Source organism: Rhodococcus sp. 05-2254-2 (assembly GCF_002259095.1).
Classification (GTDB): domain Bacteria; phylum Actinomycetota; class Actinomycetes; order Mycobacteriales; family Mycobacteriaceae; genus Rhodococcoides.
In genome coordinates this window covers 126,532-143,517 of sequence record NZ_NOZJ01000001.1, presented here as the reverse complement: position 1 = coordinate 143,517, position 16,986 = coordinate 126,532, and the positions used below count along the sequence as shown (strand labels likewise).

Sequence of the window (16,986 nt, the reverse complement as noted above, 5' to 3'; positions counted from 1 at the left end):
GGATCATCTTAGTGCGCGCAGGAACTCCTCGACCGCCGTGCGATACCGCTCGGGAGCCTCGTCGTGGATCAGATGGCCCGCCTTCTCGATCCGAATGTGAGTCGATTCGGGCTTGTCCGAGTGCATCTGCTGCATCTGGCCGGCCGGGGTGATGGTGTGCTCACCTTCGATCAGCAACACCGGAGCGGTGACGGCCTCCCACTCGTCCCAGAAATGCCGCGTCCCCCATTCCTGCGAGATCGACTCGAAGAAGTCCACCTCGCCGTGCAATCGCCAGCCGTCTTCGCTGCGAACGAAAGAGTCCAGAAAATATTGTCCCGCAACATCTCCGAAGAATGCGAGTACTGCGTCGGCGTCGGGAAAGGGCTGGGGCCAGGCCCGCATCATCGTGGCCCAGTCGTCTGCGGTGCGGCCCCGAAAGTCCGGGGCGATGTCTTCGATCACGAGCGCAGTCACCAGGTCGGGTCGCTGCGCGGCTGCACACCACCCGTGCAGTGCGCCCATCGAATGACCGATCAGCACGCTGGGACCCAGCCGGTCGAGATGCTCGAGCAGGTCGGCCACGAAGTACTCGGTGGTGGGCTCCGGCGGCGGAGGGCGACGATGCCCCGGTGCGTCGTAGGTGTGCACGTGCCCGAATTCTCGAAGCCACGGAACCTGCCTACGCCAGGTGGCGGCACTGCCCATCAGCCCGTGCAGCAGCAGAATCGAACGGCCGGATCCACCCTCGTCGTAGAGCATCACCGCCGAGCATAACGGCGGAGTAATCTCGCGAGCATGGCCATTGTGAAGATCAACGCGATCGATGTACCCGAGGGCGCAGGCCCCGAACTCGAGAAGCGATTCGCCGCGCGCGCCGGGTCGGTCGACGGCTCCCCCGGCTTCCTCGGGTTCCAACTGCTGCGGCCGGTCAAGGGCGAATCGCGCTACTTCGTCGTCACCCAGTGGGAGAACGAGGAGTCGTTCCAGGCGTGGTCGGCAGGACCGTCGCGGGAGGCTCATGCCGGTGCCCGTTCCCCGAAGCCGGTGTCGTCCGGAGCGTCGCTGCTCGAGTTCGAGGTCGTATTGGACGTGCCTGCTTCTTCGTGAAGCCGCTCAGATGTGTTGGCGCGCGAGCTTCCACTCGAGTTTCGTCGGCATCTCCGAATCCAGTTTTGCCACGGCATCGGCCAGGAACTCAGCGGGCATCGGTCTTCCCAGGAAGTAGCCCTGGGCACCGTCGCAGCCGAGTTCGCGAAGCGCATCCAGTGTGCCTGCGTCCTCGACCCCCTCTGCCATGACCCGCACCCCGAGGCTTCGAGCCAGGTCGATGGTCGAGCGCACGATCGACGCGTCGGTGTCGTCGGTGTTCATCTTCGACACGAACGAGCGGTCGATCTTGAGAGTCTGCACCGGCAGACTCTGCAGATAGGCCAGCGAGCTGTAGCCGGTGCCGTAGTCGTCGATCGCGATGGTGACGCCGAGGCCACGCAGAGACGTCAGCGCATTCACCGAACGCACCGGATCGGTCATCGCAGTCGTCTCGGTGACCTCGAATTCCAAGGCATGAGCGGGAACCGCGTATTTCGCCAGCGCTGCTGCGACCTGCTCGGTGAGTGTCTCGTCGAGTAGGTTTCTCACCGATAGATTCACCGACACAGACAGATCGACACCGCGTCGACGCAATTCGCTGCACTGCGCCAACGCCTCGTCCAGCACGAGCGCGGTGATGGCGGGCAACATGCCGGTGCGCTCGGCGTCGGGCAGAAACATCGAGGGTCCGATCAGGCCCTCACGCGGGTGCTGCCACCGCAGCAACGCCTCGACGCGGTCCACGCTGCCGGATTCCAGATCCAGGCACGGCTGAAAGAACACTCGAAGCTGGTGGTCACGAATGGCTGTGTCGAGTTCACCCAGCAACCGCATCTGATCGTGGCGGTCGCGATCCATGTCGGGTTCGTAGCGGCCGACTCGAGTGTGGCCGGCCTTGGCGGCCGTCAACGCCACGTGGGCGCGCTGAAGCATCGCCTCACCGTCGATCGGACCGGCCTCCGGATTCTCGATGCCGCTTCGACTGACGTCCGGCTCCTCGGTCGACGCGATTCCGACGACCGCGTCGAGCGCAACGTTGATATCGTGCACGAACATCGTTCTGCTGACTGCGAATTGGAGCCGCTCAGCGGTATCCGACACGTCGATCTGGGCGGGACGCCGACGCATGGCGACGACGAACTGATCCCCACCGAGCCGACCCACCAGGTCATCGGATCGCACCGATGCGACCAGACGGTGACCGATCTCGCGCAGCACACTGTCTCCCACGCTGTACCCGAAGGTCTCGTTGATCTGGGCGAAGCGATCGATGTCCACCACGAGTGTGAAGACGTCCGACTCACCACGCGTGGCGAGCATCGTGTCCAACCGCTCTCGGAGCAGCCGTCGACTGGCCAGTCCCGTGACCGCGTCCGTGCGAGCCACGTCCTCGAGCACTGCGGCCTGCAGGCGCAGCGTGGTCAGGAAGCACGCCATGCGGCACCCGACGAGGGCGATGACCAAGGCCGACGAGGCCACGATCACCCAACCCCACTGATCGACGGGTATCCCTCGGGCCAACTGAACAGCCATAACGAAGGGCGTCACAGCGACCGCGACACTGAGTCCGAGAAATCTCACGCGCCCGAATCTGAACGGGCTGGACCGGTCCACACGCGAGACCGTTCTTTCCGGAATGTGCAGGGCGATCACCCCGAAACAAACGTAGGCTGCCAGCCACAGCGTGTTCAGGAGGGTCGAACGGTAGAGCTCGTGGCTGCCGACCGCCGCATAGGACGCGAAGTCGGCAGCCACGAGCAACACCACTCCCGCCGCGGCTGCCAGGAACGGCACCGTGGTCGCCCGGGTCAGCAGGTACAGACTGCCGACGAGCGTCAGCAGAAACGCGTCGACGGTGAGGTAGACCGTGGCCGGCCACAGTTCCAGCGCCGACGAAAACGACCACGACGAACCGTCGGAGATGACGAAGACCCAGGTGGCGAGTCCGAAGCCGACTGCAACCACCAGACATTCGAGGAGCTCCTCGACCCCGAACACGAGCCCGTTCTCGTCGGCGGCTCGGGCGAAACCGATGGCGATCACCAGATAGCCGATCAGGTAGAAGACGTCGGACGAGGAGAACGTCGGTACACGCCCGCCGCCGACCTGCGCCATCGACACCAACGCGTCGCCGATGCCCCAGGAGCCGACACCGACGGCCATGTACTTCCAGGTCCGCTTGTCCGGACCGGGTTCCCGACGGTATCGGTACACGAACGCAGCGACTGTGGTCAGGAGCACGATTGCGTACAACGCACTCTGGGGTATCCCCACGGGGGCTATCGCGTACGCCGCGACTGCGAGAACACCGAGGCCCAGGAAGCGCGTCCACAACATGGTGGGGCTGATCCTTCCTAGGCCGGTCGGTGCATACCCCGAACGTACGCGTCAGCCGATCGAACCCGACGTTTGATCACGATTCGTTGCTGATCCACCCTGCAGATGGGTCGAGAAACGAACTATTTCAAACCTGACGATTGTTCGCCAGTCTCACTTCGGGCGATTTGTCCGTTCAGCCCTCGAGAGCCGCGTCCAGCGTGATGTCCACGCCGGTGAGAGCCTTGCTGACAGGACAAGTTTCTTTTGCCGCCTGAGCTGCTTTCGCGAAGCCGTCAGCGTCGAGACCCTCGACTTCGCCCCGCACGGTCAGCTTGATGCCGGTCAGCTTGAAGCCCGGCTCGTCGGGCCCCAGCGAGACATCGGCGGTGACCTCGAGGCTCTGCGGGGTGCCGCCCGCCTCCGCGATCAACGCAGACAACTGCATCGCGTAGCAGCTCGAATGAGCCGCGGCGATCAGTTCCTCGGGACTGGTGGTGCCGTCTGCGTTCTCGGCGGCGCGCTTGGGAAACGACACATCGAAAGTCGCTGCGCCGGAACTGGACAGCTCCACCTGGCCGGAACCCTGTTCCAGCGTTCCGTTCCAAGCTGTGCGTGAAGTGCGAGTTGGCATCGAACCGAATCCTTTCGTTGTCGACCCTGTGTAGGCCTGTTTCTCAGGCTAACGTCAGCGGGGTGACCGGGCTACCGAGTGCGAGGATGTCGACACGACGGGTGCGACAAACGATAAAGTTCTCGCGCACGGCGACGATCGCGGCAATCGCGATGCTGTCGATCGTCGGATTCTCGACGCCGACGGCCGAGGCAGGCCCTCTGACGGACTTCTACGACACGCCGGTCGCGACGGCCGCCACCGCGCCGCCCGGCGAGGTGCTTCGAACCCTGCCCGTCAACTCACCCAAGGGGTTCGGACTCGGATTCGACATCGAACGCATTCTCTATCGCTCCACCGACACCCACGATGACCCCATGGTCGTCTCCGGCTATTCGATGACACCCACGGCTCCGTGGACCGGCCCCGGACCGCGGCCGGTGATCGCCTATGCGCCTGGCACTTCCGGACTGGCGGACCGTTGCGCCGGTTCGGTAGTTCTCGGGACAGTCGGCTCGTCACCGGCCATCCTGCCGCTTCTGCTCGCCGGATATCGCGTCGTCGCAACCGATTACCAGGGCCTGGGCACCCCAGGCGGACACACGTACCTCAACCGAATCGCCTCGGGCCGAGCTCTGCTCGACGCCGCCAGAACCGCCGACTATGACGCCCCCGTGGTGTTGTTCGGTTACTCGGAAGGCGGATTCGCGTCGGGGGCCGCTGCCGAACTCGCCGCCACCTATGCCCCGGAGCTGAACATCCGGGGAGCGTATGTCGGTGCGCCACCGGCAGATCCGACGCTCAACATCGACACACTCGACAACACCGGTCTCGGTAGCGCCGTGCTCTTCGCCGTCGATGGAATGATCAACGCCTACCCGGATCGGGCGGACAGCATCCGTAGCCTCTTCGACTCCGACGGAATCGCCGCACTCGACGCCGCACAGAACTGGTGTACCACCGACCCCGCGGCCGCCGCGACAGTGCGCACGACCGAACTGACCCGCGACGGACGACCCCTCGACGATCAACTGAGCAACCCGGTTCTGGCCGACATCATCGAGACCAACACCGTCGGGCGCATCGCCCCTGTCATGCCGGTGTACCTCTCGCACGCAGTCGAGGACGACACCGTGCCGATCGAGCAGAGCCGCACCCTGCTTCGACGCTGGAGCGATCTGGGTGCCGACATCACCTACCGCGAATACGACCTCCCGGCCATACCGGTCGAGGGCGCGAACCACCTGCCCGGAGCTCTCGCGGCCTACTCCGACGTGATGCCCTGGATCGCCGGGCTGATTCACGCAGGAGTGGAGCCTGCAGGAGTGGAGCCTGCAGGAAAGACCCGGTAGGCAGCAGCTGATCTCAGGTGTGAAATCAGGGTGTTCACCGAGGCGTCGACCTCGATGAGGTTGGTTCACTCCAACCATGCGCATCGTCCACGCCCTGCTCACCGTCGCAGCAGTCCTGACTGCGGGCTCCCCCACCCCACCGGACCCCGGCATGGCGTCGGACATCCAGGTTGTCGCCGAGGAACTCGGATTGCCGGGGGTTGCGTTCCGCGTCGTCGCCGAGGACGAAGTGTTGGAGGACGTCGAGTACGGGGTGGACGGGGATGGGGCGCCGATCGACGAGAGCACGCCGTTCGTGTGGGGTTCGGTATCGAAGTCGGTGACGGCGGCGACGGTGTACTCACTCGCCTCGCAACATCGCCTCGATCCGAGTGGAACCGTGAATTCGATTCTCCCCGAGGTCGATTCGGTCGTTCCCGGCGATGTCACGATCGACGACCTGATCCACCACACCAGCGGACTCCCCCACGACGTCACCGAACTGGACGTGTGGGGACGTTCCGAGCGAGCGCTCGACGTCGTCCCCACCCTGGACGTCACCGTCGCCGACCGCGGCCCCTTCCGCTACTCGAGCCTCAATTACCTACTGCTGCAGGCCATCGTCGAGAAGGTCACCGCCGAACCCTTCGCCGACGTCGTAGCCCGCGAGACCGGAGTGCACACTGCCGGTGCCGTCACACCCGGCCACGTACCGTTCTTCACCTTCCCGCGCAGCATCGACACCGGCATCGACTCCGCGGGATTGGGCTACGGCTATCTGAGCGGATCCATCGCCGAGCTCTCCCGCTACGCATCCACGCAACTGACCGCACCGGCGTCGAACAGTTCGGATACGGTGCCGACGGGTTCGGGCACGGCGTACGGATACGGGTGGTACGTCGAGACGCTGCCAGACGGTACCGAGATGCGATGGCATTCCGGCGCCGTCCCTGGCTATTTCACTCACGTCGCACTTGTTCCGGAACGACACCTGGCCGTGGTCTTCGCGACCAACCGATACGGCGAACTCGACGCCGACAGCCTTGCCTCCGCGGCCCGCTCCCTCGTACTCACCCGACTCGGTATCGACGAACCCCGCGCCGCCGGACTCGGTCTCTACGAGATAGCCCTGATCGGATCGACTGCACTCGCGATGTTGTTGGCGATATGTGTCACGAGAACCCTGCTCGGATTCGGAGCCGCTCCCGGAAGATGGGCACTCGCGCGTGTTCTGACTGCCCTCGGCGCAGGCGGACTGCTGTACTACTCACTGCCCGTACTCGCCGGAGCACCGATCTCGACCCTGGCCCGCTGGGCTCCTGACCTCGCGCTGCTGTTCTGGATCCTGCTCGCCGAACTTGCTGTGATCGCTGTTGCCCTCGGCGCTCGGGTCTGGATCAATGCGCCTTTGTTGCAGTCTGACTGACTGAAAGCCACATTGATCCACAAAGGGGTTGGGGTGGTAGCCGGACCGACGGGGCGGGCGAACGGGGACGGGCGGACACACGACAACGGGCGACCCTCCGAAGAGGATCGCCCGTTGGTTGGGATTGGTGAAATTTACTCGCTGTCGCTGTCTCCGGTGGCCTTGGCCAGGTCGACCGGGACCTCGTCGGGGACGATGATGGCTTTCTTCTCGCCGCGGAACGTGAACTTCGCGTCCTCGCCTGCGCCTTCGCCGTCCCAGTTCTCGACGTCGACCAGGATGATCTGGCCGGCTTCGATTTCGCCGAAGAGGATCTTCTCCGACAACGCGTCCTCGATCTCGCGCTGGATGGTGCGACGCAGTGGCCGCGCACCCAGTACGGGGTCGAATCCGCGCTTGGCCAGCAACGACTTGGCCTTCTCGGTGACCTCGATCGCCATGTCCTTGTTCTTCAGCGCACCTTCGACTCGGTTGAGCATGAGATCGACCATCTGGATGATCTCGTCGCGCGTGAGCTGGTGGAACACGACGATGTCGTCGATGCGGTTCAGGAACTCGGGGCGGAAATGCTTCTTCAGCTCGTCGTTGACCTTCAGCTTCATCCGCTCGTAGTTCGAGCCGGTGCCTTCACCCGAGGAGAAGCCGAGGCCCACTGCCTTCGAGATGTCTGCGGTACCGAGGTTCGAGGTGAAGATCAGCACGGTGTTCTTGAAGTCGACCGTGCGTCCCTGGCCGTCGGTGAGACGCCCGTCTTCGAGCACCTGCAGGAGCGTGTTGTAGATCTCCGAGTGAGCCTTCTCGATCTCGTCGAACAGCACGACGGAGAACGGCTTGCGGCGGACCTTCTCGGTGAGCTGGCCACCCTCTTCGTAGCCGACGTATCCGGGAGGCGCACCGAACAGACGCGACGCGGTGAAGCGGTCGTGGAACTCGCCCATGTCGATCTGGATCAGTGCGTCGTCCTCGCCGAAGAGGAAGTTCGCGAGAGCCTTCGACAGCTCGGTCTTACCGACACCGGACGGGCCGGCGAAGATGAACGAGCCCGACGGACGCTTCGGGTCCTTCAGACCTGCACGGGTACGACGGATCGCCTTGGAGACGGCCTTGACTGCCTCGACCTGGCCGATGATCCGCTTGTGCAGTTCGTCTTCCATGCGGAGCAGACGGGTGGTCTCCTCCTCGGTGAGCTTGAAGACGGGGATGCCGGTCCAGTTGCCCAGAACCTCGGCGATCTGCTCGTCGTCCACCTCGGCAATGACGTCGAGGTCGCCCGAGCGCCACTGCTTCTCGCGCTCGGCGCGCTGACCGACGAGGGTCTTCTCCTTGTCGCGCAGGTTCGCAGCCTTCTCGAAGTCCTGTGCGTCGATGGCCGATTCCTTCTCCCGGCGTGCGTCGGCGATCTTGTCGTCGAACTCGCGCAGGTCTGGCGGCGCGGTCATCCGGCGGATGCGCATTCGCGCGCCCGCCTCGTCGATGAGGTCGATCGCCTTGTCGGGCAAGAACCGATCGTTGATGTACCGGTCGGCCAACGTGGCGGCCGCGACGAGGGCACCGTCGGTGATCGAGACGCGGTGGTGTGCCTCGTAGCGATCGCGCAGACCCTTGAGGATCTCGATGGTGTGCTCGACGGTCGGCTCGCCGACCTGAACGGGCTGGAAACGACGCTCGAGGGCGGCGTCCTTCTCGATGTACTTGCGGTACTCGTCGAGGGTGGTGGCACCGATGGTCTGCAGTTCGCCACGAGCCAGCTTCGGCTTGAGGATCGACGCTGCGTCGATGGCACCTTCGGCGGCACCTGCGCCGACGAGCGTGTGCAGCTCGTCGATGAACAGGATGATGTCGCCGCGGGTGTTGATCTCCTTGAGCACCTTCTTCAGGCGCTCCTCGAAGTCACCGCGGTAACGGCTGCCGGCCACGAGCGAGCCGAGGTCGAGGGTGTAGAGCTGCTTGTCCTTGAGCGTTTCGGGAACCTCGCCGTTGACGATGGCCTGCGCGAGGCCCTCGACGACTGCGGTCTTACCGACACCGGGCTCGCCGATGAGGACGGGGTTGTTCTTGGTACGACGCGAGAGCACCTGCATGACGCGCTCGATTTCCTTCGCGCGACCGATGACCGGGTCGAGCTTGCCCTCGAGCGCGGCCTGCGTCAGGTTGCGACCGAACTGGTCGAGGACCAGCGACGTCGACGGGGTGCCCGCCTCGCCGCGGCCACTGCCGGACTCGCTGGGCTCCTTGCCCTGGTAACCCGAGAGCAGCTGGATGACCTGCTGGCGCACGCGGTTGAGGTCGGCTCCGAGCTTGACCAGAACCTGAGCTGCGACGCCTTCGCCTTCGCGGATCAGTCCCAGCAGAATGTGCTCGGTGCCGATGTAGTTGTGGCCGAGCTGCAGTGCTTCACGCAGACTGAGCTCGAGTACTTTCTTGGCGCGCGGGGTGAACGGAATGTGACCGGACGGAGCCTGCTGGCCCTGGCCGATGATTTCCTCTACCTGGCTGCGTACTCCTTCGAGGGAGATGCCCAGCGACTCGAGAGACTTGGCTGCGACGCCTTCGCCCTCGTGGATGAGGCCGAGCAGAATGTGCTCCGTGCCGATGTAGTTGTGGTTGAGCATCCGGGCTTCTTCTTGAGCCAGGACGACAACACGCCGCGCGCGATCGGTGAACCTCTCGAACATCGCTCTCCCTCACTTCTTGGCGGGTGGTTGCTCGCCCGCCAGTTCTTCTAGCGCTGCAGTGTCCATAACACTGCGGTCGCTTGTGCATTTGAAGGTAAGACTGCTTCTCACTGTAGTTGGCCGACGTTACGAACGCCGACCCTCCACCCCTGAAATGCTGCGCAACCGCCCACTCGAACGGACTTCCGTGGCTGCTTACTGTTCATAACGCAGGCACTATGCAAAACGTTTCCCATCGGCTGTCCGCTGCTGGCGAACAGTCCTTACCGTCCGATCAGGCCTGGGACGGCTTGACGATCGGAAACAGGATCGTTTCGCGGATGCCGAGGCCGGTCAGCGCCATCAACAAACGGTCGATGCCCATGCCGGTTCCGGTGGTCGGCGGCATGCCCTGCTCCATCGCGGCGAGGAAGTCCTCGTCGAGCACCATGGCCTCGTCGTCGCCGGCGGCGGCCTGACGGGCCTGATCCTCGAAACGCTCGCGCTGGATGATCGGATCGACCAGCTCGGAGTAGCCGGTGGCCAGCTCGAACCCACGGACGTACAGGTCCCACTTCTCGGTGACGCCGGGCTTGCTGCGGTGCTGACGCGTCAGCGGGGACGTCTCGACCGGGAAGTCGCGGACGAACGTGGGCTCGGTCAACGCGTCGCCCACCTGGTGTTCCCACAGCTCCTCGACGAGCTTGCCGTGGCCGTAGATCGGGACGCCGTCCTTGCGCGGCACCTCGACGCCCACCTTGTCGGCGATCGCGAGCAGCTCGTCGACGGTGGTGTCGGGGGTGACGTCGAATCCGAGCGATTCCGACAGCGACGGGTACATCTCGAGCGTCGTCCAGTCGCCGCCGAGGTCGTAGGTGGTGCCGTCGGGCAGCGTCACGACCGTGGATCCGAGCGCGGCCATGGCCACTTCCTGAACCAGCTCACGGGTCATCTTCGCCGAATCGTCGTACGTGCCGTAGGCCTCGTACGTCTCGAGCATCGCGAATTCCGGCGAGTGGGAGGAGTCGGCACCTTCGTTGCGGAAGTTGCGGTTGATCTCGAAGACCTTCTCGATGCCGCCGACGACGCAGCGCTTGAGGAACAGCTCCGGTGCGATGCGGAGGTAGAGATCGGTGTCCATCGCGTTCGAGTGGGTGACGAACGGGCGAGCCGCCGCGCCGCCGTGCAGCGTCTGCAGCATCGGCGTCTCGACCTCGAGAAAACCACGACGCTCGAGTGCGTTGCGCAGTTCACGAACGACGGCGATGCGCTTGCGGGCGGTCTCGCGCGAGACCGGGTTGGTGATCAGGTCCAGGTAACGCTGCCGGATGCGCGTCTCCTCGTTGAGCTCCTTGTGCGCGACGGGCAACGGCCGCAACGACTTCGACGCGATCTGCCAGGCGTCGGCCATGACGGACAGCTCGCCGCGACGGGAGCTGATGACCTCGCCGTGCACGAACACGAAGTCGCCGAGATCCACATCGGACTTCCACTCCGCCAGAGCGTCCTCGCCGACGCCGGCCAGGCTGATCATCGCCTGCAGTTGAGTGCCGTCACCCTCCTGCAGCGTCGCGAAGCACAGCTTGCCGGTGTTGCGCACGAAGATGACGCGGCCGACGACTCCGACGATCAGGCCGGTCGTCGTATCGGGTTCGAGCTCGGGGAATTCGGTTCGGATCTCGAGCAGCGAATGGGTCCGCGGAACCGACACCGGGTACGCCTCGACCCCGCGCTCGAGCAACGAAGCGCGCTTGGCGCGACGAATCCGTAGCTGCTCCGGGGTGTCGTCGGCCGGCTGGGTAGAAGCTGTATCACTCACGCGCAGACACTTTACAGTCCAGGACTGTCGAGACGATCAGTGCGCTGCGACGGCCTCGGCTTCACGAACGCAGTGCTTGGCCTGCGTCAACACCCCGAGCAACCCTGCCGACTTCAGTGCTTGATAGCCGCCGACCAGATCGGTGGCCTTGTGCAGACCCAGCAGCTTGAGCGACGCGGCCGCGAGCGAGGAGGTGTAGCCCTCCGAGCAGATGACGACCCACTCCACGTCGTGATCGACGGCGATCGCCAGGCGCGCATCGCTCGTCGGGTCCAGACGCCATTCGAGGACGTTGCGTTCGATGGCGAGCGCTCCGGGCAGGGTCCCCTCGACGGCGCGCTGCGCCTGCGGGCGGATGTCGACGACGACGGCTCCGCGGGCGACGGCGTCGCGCAGCTCGAAGACGGTCATGCGATCGATGGTCTCGCGCGCGGATTCGAGCATTTCGACGATGGTCATGGTCTGGATGGTCACAGTGCGGCCTTTTCGGGTGCGTCGGTGAGCTCGCTACGGGTACGACGCAGCGTGGACCGTTCGGTCACTTCGTAGTAGGACATCGCCGTCAGCGGCGGTGAGTAGGCGTGCACGCTGAGGGTGGGCCCGGTCGTCGCCGACGTCGGATCGTGCATCACGTCGTGCACCCAACCGAGCGGGAAGGACGCCTGGTCACCGGCGTCGAGACGACGCTGCTTCAGTCCTGTTCCAGCCCAACGATATTCGAGTAGCGATCCACTCAGAACGGTCAGCGCGCCGAGCGACCCCGCATGGTCGTGCAGTTCGGTGGAACGATCGGGAACCCAGCTGATCAGCCAGACGTCGAGATCGTCGTCGGAATGCAGCCTGGCGGCCCAACGCTCCTCGCTCGGCCAACGGTCACCATCGGGGAGCAGGTGGTCGAAGCGGCCCTCGAGGACGTCGGATGCGCCCTGGTCGGTGATACGCAGCAGGTCGGGTGGACGCAACCGGGTCGGAAGAGTCGAGACCGAACGCGACGACAATCGGGTGCGGGAGGGTGCAGAGAGTACAGGTGTGGAAAGCATGAAGCTCTACTCCAGGGGTGTGTTACGAACGAGGCAGGGTTCAGCCTCGACAACACTCCTGGGTGGCCATGCACGTCATCACGCCGACGATTCTGACACACGAGGCGGCGATGCGCTAGCGCTGGTCCGAAACGCCTCGCACCAAACACTCAGCGCGGGCGCCGCTGAAACATCTAGCGTGGCCGCCGCTTTGCCATGTTGCGTTCGTAGACCAACCGGAGCCCTTCGAGGGTCAGATCCGGTTCGTGGTGCTCGATGGTGGTCGATTCCGGCAGGATCAGCGCGGCGATGTCGCCGGTGCCGATGATGGCGACATCCGTTCCGGTCACCTCGGGGACCTCGCGTCGAATTCGCCCGACCAGGCCGTCCACCAGTCCCGCGAACCCGAAGATGGTGCCCGACTGGATGCACTCGACGGTGTTCTTGCCCAGCACCGAACGAGGCCGAATCATCTCCACCTCGCGCAACGTGGCCGTGCGAGTCGACATGGCCGACGCCGACATCTCGAGTCCGGGAGCGATGGCACCGCCGAGGAATTCGCCCTTGGCCGAGACGACGTCGACACAGGTGGTGGTTCCGAAATCGACCACGATGCACGCCGAGCCGTACAGGTCGTGTGCGGCAAGGGTATTGACGATGCGATCGGCACCGACCTCTTTGGGGTTGTCGACCAGCAACGGCACGCCGGTCCGCACACCGGGTTCGACCATCACGTGCACCACGTGATCCCAGTAGCGCGCGAGCATCGTCCGCATCTCCCGCAACACCGACGGCACGGTGGACAGCGCGGTGACTCCGGTGATCCGTTCGGCATCCTCACCCAGCAGACCACGCAACATCAGCGCCAGCTCGTCGGCCGTCACATGGGGGTCGGTCCGAATTCGCCAGTCCCGCAGCAGTTTCGAGTGATCGCCGGTGCCGGTGAACAGACCGACCACGGTGCTGGTGTTGCGCACATCGATCGCGAGGAGCATCGAATCAGACCAGCACGGAATCGGCCCGCAGATCGCGCGGCGTGATCAGACCCGAGCCCGCAGGCGCATGGGCCGGGTCGCTGCCGAGTTCTACAGGCCGGTTCTTCTCGTCGACGAACACCACCCGCGGCGCATAGTCGGCAACCTCCTGCTCGTTCATCACCCCGTAGGCGATCAGGATGACCAGGTCGCCCGGGTTCACCAGATGTGCTGCGGCTCCGTTGATTCCGATGACACCGCTGCCGCGCTGGCCGGTGATGACGTAGGTTTCCAGTCGAGCACCGTTGTCGATGTCGACGATGGTGACCTGCTCGCCTTCGAGCAGATCGGCTGCCTCCATCAGATCCTGGTCGACGGTCACCGAGCCCACGTAGTGCAGGTCTGCGTGCGTGACGGTGGCGCGATGGATCTTGGACTTCATCATGGTACGAAACATCGTGTCACTCTCCATTTTTGGGATCGTCGGGGTACTCGAGGAAACCGGTGCCGACGGCGACACCGACGTTGTCGATCAATCTCGTGGTGCCGACCTTGGCGGCCACGAGCAGTCTTCCGTCTCCACGTTCGGGAGCGGGGCCGAGATGCGGGTCGCGCACCTCCAGGTAGTCGACCTGCACCAGCGGTGCCTCGTCGAGGACGGCACGCGCGGTGGCGATGATGGCCTCGGGACCGCCCGCCGCAGCGTGCGCCCCGGCCACCAGCGCGGCCGACAATGCCATCGCCGCGTCGCGCTGCTCGGCATCGAGATATCGGTTACGCGAGGACAGTGCGAGGCCGTCCTGCTCGCGAACCGTCGGCACCCCGATGACCGCGACGTCGAAGTTCAGATCGCGCACCATCTGTCGGATCAACGTCAGTTGCTGGTAGTCCTTCTCCCCGAAGTACGCGCGATGGGGAGCCGCGATCTGCAGCAGTTTGGCCACGACGGTGAGCATTCCGGCGAAATGCGTTGGCCTGCTCCGTCCTTCGAGTTCAGCGCCGAGCGGACCGGGATTGACGGTGGTGCGCGGACCCGACGGATACATGTCCGAAGCCGACGGCGCGAAGACCAGTTCGACGCCCTCCTCACGCAGCAGCGCGACATCGGCGTCGAGGGTCCGTGGGTAGGAATCGAGGTCCTCACCCACACCGAACTGCAACGGGTTGACGAAGATCGACACGATCACCACGGCACCGGTGAGCTTGGCCTGCCGCACCAATTGCAGGTGCCCGGCGTGCAGTGCGCCCATCGTCGGGACCAGAGCGACCTGTTTCCCGACGCCTCGCAGCGCTTTCGACACCGACGTGATCACCGCGGGATCGTGGTGAACCGTCAACTGCCCCTTGGTGTAGCTGCCCGCGAGGGTCATCGATTCCCTTCCAGAAGTTCGATCAGGTCTGCCTTGGTGCCGATGCGCTGCGCCGAGCGCAACGACAGGGCGCGATATCCGGCTGCGATCCGCGAATCCACGGATTCGAGCACGTCGAGATGCTTGCCGACTGCAGCGGTGTCGCCGCGAGCCACCGGTCCGGTGAGCGCCGACTGACCGTTGCGCAACGCGTTGTCCAGCGCAGCTTCGAGCAGAGGAGCCAGAACCCGCTCGGGTACACCACGTTCGGAGTCCGAACCGGGAAAACCCGGTCCCGCCAGGGCAACCCGGAGCGCTTCGACCGCGTCGACCACCAGAGTGACGAGGTGATTGCTGCCGTGAGCGAGCGCGGCGTGGTAGAGCGCTCGATTGTTCTCGGGCACGTGCACCGGCTCGCCGCCGATCTCGAGGACGAGAGCCTGCGCCACCGCATAGCCGATCTCGTCGCCTGCAGTGATGCCGAAACACGCCGCCGTCATCCGGTCGGTGTCCTCGACTCCGCCGCTGAACGTCATCGCCGGATGGATGGCCAACGGCACGGCTCCGAGGGCAGCCAGGGGCTCGAGCACCGAAATTCCGTTCGCGCCGGAGGTGTGCACCACCAACTTTCCCGGTGCAACCGCCCCGGTGGACGCCAGGCCTGCGACGATCGACGCCAACTCGCTGTCCGGTACGGCCAGAACGAGCAGCTCTGCGCGACGAGCAACCTCGTCCACGGGCAGAACCTGGGACTCGGGAAGTCGCTCACGCACCCGTGCGAGGGACGCATCGGACACCGCGGCAGCACCGACGACGACATGCCCGACGCGTTCGAGCGCCTCACCGAATGCGGTACCGACCCGTCCCGCCGAGACGACACCAACCGTCAGGCGAGCCGGCGACAGACCACCGGTGCCGGAAAAGGTCACCGAAAAATTCCTCTCGTTCGTTCCAGTCCCGCTCGGCGGGTACCAGACGTCCTGCAAGGAACAATAGCGACCGCGACCACTCGCAGGCCATGGGAGAGCAGTGTGATCTGGTTCTCAGTCTGCGCGACGACGACGGCGACGGGTACCCGGATCGGTCACGGCCGCGTCACCGGACCCTCCGCCTTGCAGACCGGCCATGATCTCGGCAACCGATCGACCGTTCGAGTGTGCGCCCGACGCATCCTCGTCGTGGGCCGATTCCGCGCGCCTACGACCTCGCCGGGACGAGACGGCAGTGTCCTCGGCCGGTGTCTCGTAGTCCTGATCGGCCGTGAAGAACGCGTCGGCCGATTCACGCAACGAGGCGCGCGAGGCAGAGAAGGCGTCGTCGCTCGGTTCCGCTGCAGGTTCGGTTTCGTACTGCTCGGCCGGCTCCGCCGCAAACGACTGCGTGGAAAACGACTCCGTGGAATACGAACCGGCCGCATCGACGTCCGCGTGTCCGGTCTCGTACGTCTCTTCCTCGACCTGTGGCTCGGGCTCCGCCGCCGGTTCCGGCTCGGCAACGGGTCGACGCGTCTGCTCGAAGTCGTATGCGGTGAAAGGCGAGCTGGGCGGAGTGACGCGCCCCGCCGGCCTCGGTGCGCCGTAAGGACGTGCCTGCGCCCCGGTTCGCTCGACCGAGTCCGCATCGGAGGACTCGGTGTCGTAGCTCGTTTCCGCGAACGAATCCTCGGCGTACCGATCCTGATCCGCCTCGGCGGCCGCCGCCGGTGCGGAGGCTGTGGCCTGCGGCATCTCGTCCGGATCCTCGGGGTACACCACCGAGGTCTCGGCCGTGACCGGCTCATCGTAGGGCGTTCCGACACCGTTGAGGCCGGTTCCCGGTGCCATCGCACCGTTGCCGTTCCCGCGACCGGGGACGTACAGGCCGGACGGCGCAGGCTGGTAGCTGTCGTATCCGCGTCCGCCGAGTTCCTGCATCCTCATCGCTTCGGCCCGCAGTGCCACACGTTCGGTGGGCAGGTTGCCGTCGAAGAGCACCTGGAGATTCTGGCGAAGGGCAGCGAGTTCGTTGCGCAGCGCTGCGACCTCGTCGATCTCGAGCTGCGATTCGCCACGAACCCGAGCTTCGACGCTCATCTCGTACTCGCGTCGCGCGGAGATCTCCCGAGCCAACTGCAGCTCGTAGACAGTCTGCAGGTCCTTGGCCTTGGTCTGGTCGGCGGCCGCCTCACGCCTGTACTTGGTCATCGCGAACGCACCGATCACCGCAGCCCACAGCGCCGAGAGAACACCGACCCTCATCCACTGCACGCTCTCGGTGAAGAGCAACAACACACTGGCGATGATTCCGAACACGACGAGCGCCGCGAGGAACAGCTGGCTCGCACTACGCCTCTTACGGCGCCCCTTCTTTGCGCGAGTCTGATCTGTCATGTTCACAAGGGTAACTGGCAAATCGTTCGCAAATAGTCATCCTCG

At 64.9% G+C, this 16,986-nt stretch carries 15 protein-coding genes; 3 read left to right on the top strand and 12 right to left on the bottom strand.

The window, feature by feature from the left end:
• Positions 1 to 3: 3 nt before the first annotated feature.
• The gene (locus tag CH283_RS00690) at positions 4 to 741 is read right to left on the bottom strand and encodes an alpha/beta fold hydrolase (protein ID WP_094640919.1); all 738 of its coding nucleotides are present in this window, start codon (positions 739 to 741) and stop codon (positions 4 to 6) included.
• Between the two features lie 36 nt (positions 742 to 777).
• Here CH283_RS00690 and CH283_RS00685 point away from each other — a divergent pair, with 36 nt between their 5' ends.
• Positions 778 to 1,089 carry an antibiotic biosynthesis monooxygenase family protein gene (locus CH283_RS00685; RefSeq protein WP_068053714.1) on the top strand — a complete coding sequence of 104 codons (312 nt, stop codon included), beginning with the start codon at positions 778 to 780 and terminating at the stop codon, positions 1,087 to 1,089.
• Between the two features lie 6 nt (positions 1,090 to 1,095).
• Here the strand turns inward: CH283_RS00685 and CH283_RS00680 are convergent, their stop codons facing one another.
• Positions 1,096 to 3,408 (bottom strand): putative bifunctional diguanylate cyclase/phosphodiesterase, encoded by a 2,313-nt coding sequence (locus CH283_RS00680; RefSeq protein ID WP_094640918.1) that lies wholly within the window; start codon positions 3,406 to 3,408, stop codon positions 1,096 to 1,098.
• A 175-nt stretch (positions 3,409 to 3,583) separates the two neighbouring features.
• The gene (locus CH283_RS00675; protein WP_068053702.1) at positions 3,584 to 4,021 is read right to left on the bottom strand and encodes an OsmC family protein; all 438 of its coding nucleotides are present in this window, start codon (positions 4,019 to 4,021) and stop codon (positions 3,584 to 3,586) included.
• 101 nt (positions 4,022 to 4,122) lie between these two features.
• On the opposite strand from CH283_RS00675, the gene CH283_RS00670 reads away from it, so the two are divergent.
• Positions 4,123 to 5,352: a lipase family protein gene (locus tag CH283_RS00670; RefSeq protein ID WP_255183034.1), complete on the top strand. Its 1,230-nt coding sequence runs from the start codon at positions 4,123 to 4,125 to the stop codon at positions 5,350 to 5,352.
• Between the two features lie 76 nt (positions 5,353 to 5,428).
• The gene (locus CH283_RS00665; protein WP_094640917.1) at positions 5,429 to 6,757 is read left to right on the top strand and encodes a serine hydrolase domain-containing protein; all 1,329 of its coding nucleotides are present in this window, start codon (positions 5,429 to 5,431) and stop codon (positions 6,755 to 6,757) included.
• Between the two features lie 134 nt (positions 6,758 to 6,891).
• On the opposite strand, the gene CH283_RS00660 is transcribed toward CH283_RS00665, so the two are convergent.
• The 9 genes from CH283_RS00660 to CH283_RS00620 all read right to left on the bottom strand — a co-directional run bounded on the left by CH283_RS00660 (position 6,892) and on the right by CH283_RS00620 (position 16,941).
• On the bottom strand, positions 6,892 to 9,432 hold the full coding sequence (locus tag CH283_RS00660; protein WP_094640916.1) for an ATP-dependent Clp protease ATP-binding subunit: 2,541 nt from the start codon (positions 9,430 to 9,432) through the stop codon (positions 6,892 to 6,894).
• Positions 9,433 to 9,706: 274 nt separating this feature from the next.
• Complete coding sequence (gene lysS / locus CH283_RS00655; protein ID WP_068283965.1) at positions 9,707 to 11,230, bottom strand: lysine--tRNA ligase; 1,524 nt, start codon at positions 11,228 to 11,230, stop codon at positions 9,707 to 9,709.
• Positions 11,231 to 11,266: 36 nt separating this feature from the next.
• Positions 11,267 to 11,689: a rhodanese-like domain-containing protein gene (locus CH283_RS00650; protein ID WP_068053696.1), complete on the bottom strand. Its 423-nt coding sequence runs from the start codon at positions 11,687 to 11,689 to the stop codon at positions 11,267 to 11,269.
• 11 nt (positions 11,690 to 11,700) lie between these two features.
• Positions 11,701 to 12,270, bottom strand: a complete 570-nt coding sequence (locus CH283_RS00645) for a cysteine dioxygenase (RefSeq protein WP_231893966.1) — start codon at positions 12,268 to 12,270, stop codon at positions 11,701 to 11,703.
• 173 nt (positions 12,271 to 12,443) lie between these two features.
• Entirely contained in the window at positions 12,444 to 13,244 is an 801-nt protein-coding gene (locus CH283_RS00640; protein WP_037195023.1) for a type III pantothenate kinase, read from the bottom strand.
• A gap of 4 nt (positions 13,245 to 13,248) precedes the next feature.
• Complete coding sequence (panD, locus tag CH283_RS00635) at positions 13,249 to 13,680, bottom strand: aspartate 1-decarboxylase (protein ID WP_068053679.1); 432 nt, start codon at positions 13,678 to 13,680, stop codon at positions 13,249 to 13,251.
• A gap of 4 nt (positions 13,681 to 13,684) precedes the next feature.
• On the bottom strand, positions 13,685 to 14,593 hold the full coding sequence (gene panC, locus CH283_RS00630) for a pantoate--beta-alanine ligase (RefSeq protein WP_094640915.1): 909 nt from the start codon (positions 14,591 to 14,593) through the stop codon (positions 13,685 to 13,687).
• Complete coding sequence (locus CH283_RS00625) at positions 14,590 to 15,501, bottom strand: Rossmann-like and DUF2520 domain-containing protein (RefSeq protein ID WP_094640914.1); 912 nt, start codon at positions 15,499 to 15,501, stop codon at positions 14,590 to 14,592. The genes panC and CH283_RS00625 overlap by 4 nt, the downstream gene beginning before the upstream one ends.
• 114 nt (positions 15,502 to 15,615) lie before the next feature.
• Complete coding sequence (locus CH283_RS00620) at positions 15,616 to 16,941, bottom strand: DUF6779 domain-containing protein (protein ID WP_094641398.1); 1,326 nt, start codon at positions 16,939 to 16,941, stop codon at positions 15,616 to 15,618.
• Between the last annotated feature and the right edge of the window lie 45 nt (positions 16,942 to 16,986).

Coding starts and splice junctions, on each gene's coding strand:
- CH283_RS00690 (WP_094640919.1), bottom strand. CDS start 741: ATGCTCTACGACGAGGGTGGATCCGGCCGTTCGATTCTGCTGCTGCAC.
- CH283_RS00685 (WP_068053714.1), top strand. CDS start 778: ATGGCCATTGTGAAGATCAACGCGATCGATGTACCCGAGGGCGCAGGC.
- CH283_RS00680 (WP_094640918.1), bottom strand. CDS start 3,408: ATGTTGTGGACGCGCTTCCTGGGCCTCGGTGTTCTCGCAGTCGCGGCG.
- CH283_RS00675 (WP_068053702.1), bottom strand. CDS start 4,021: ATGCCAACTCGCACTTCACGCACAGCTTGGAACGGAACGCTGGAACAG.
- CH283_RS00665 (WP_094640917.1), top strand. CDS start 5,429: ATGCGCATCGTCCACGCCCTGCTCACCGTCGCAGCAGTCCTGACTGCG.
- CH283_RS00660 (WP_094640916.1), bottom strand. CDS start 9,432: ATGTTCGAGAGGTTCACCGATCGCGCGCGGCGTGTTGTCGTCCTGGCT.
- CH283_RS00650 (WP_068053696.1), bottom strand. CDS start 11,689: ATGACCATCGTCGAAATGCTCGAATCCGCGCGCGAGACCATCGATCGC.
- CH283_RS00645 (WP_231893966.1), bottom strand. CDS start 12,270: ATGCTTTCCACACCTGTACTCTCTGCACCCTCCCGCACCCGATTGTCG.
- CH283_RS00640 (WP_037195023.1), bottom strand. CDS start 13,244: ATGCTCCTCGCGATCGATGTGCGCAACACCAGCACCGTGGTCGGTCTG.
- panD (WP_068053679.1), bottom strand. CDS start 13,680: ATGTTTCGTACCATGATGAAGTCCAAGATCCATCGCGCCACCGTCACG.
- panC (WP_094640915.1), bottom strand. CDS start 14,593: ATGACCCTCGCGGGCAGCTACACCAAGGGGCAGTTGACGGTTCACCAC.
- CH283_RS00620 (WP_094641398.1), bottom strand. CDS start 16,941: ATGACAGATCAGACTCGCGCAAAGAAGGGGCGCCGTAAGAGGCGTAGT.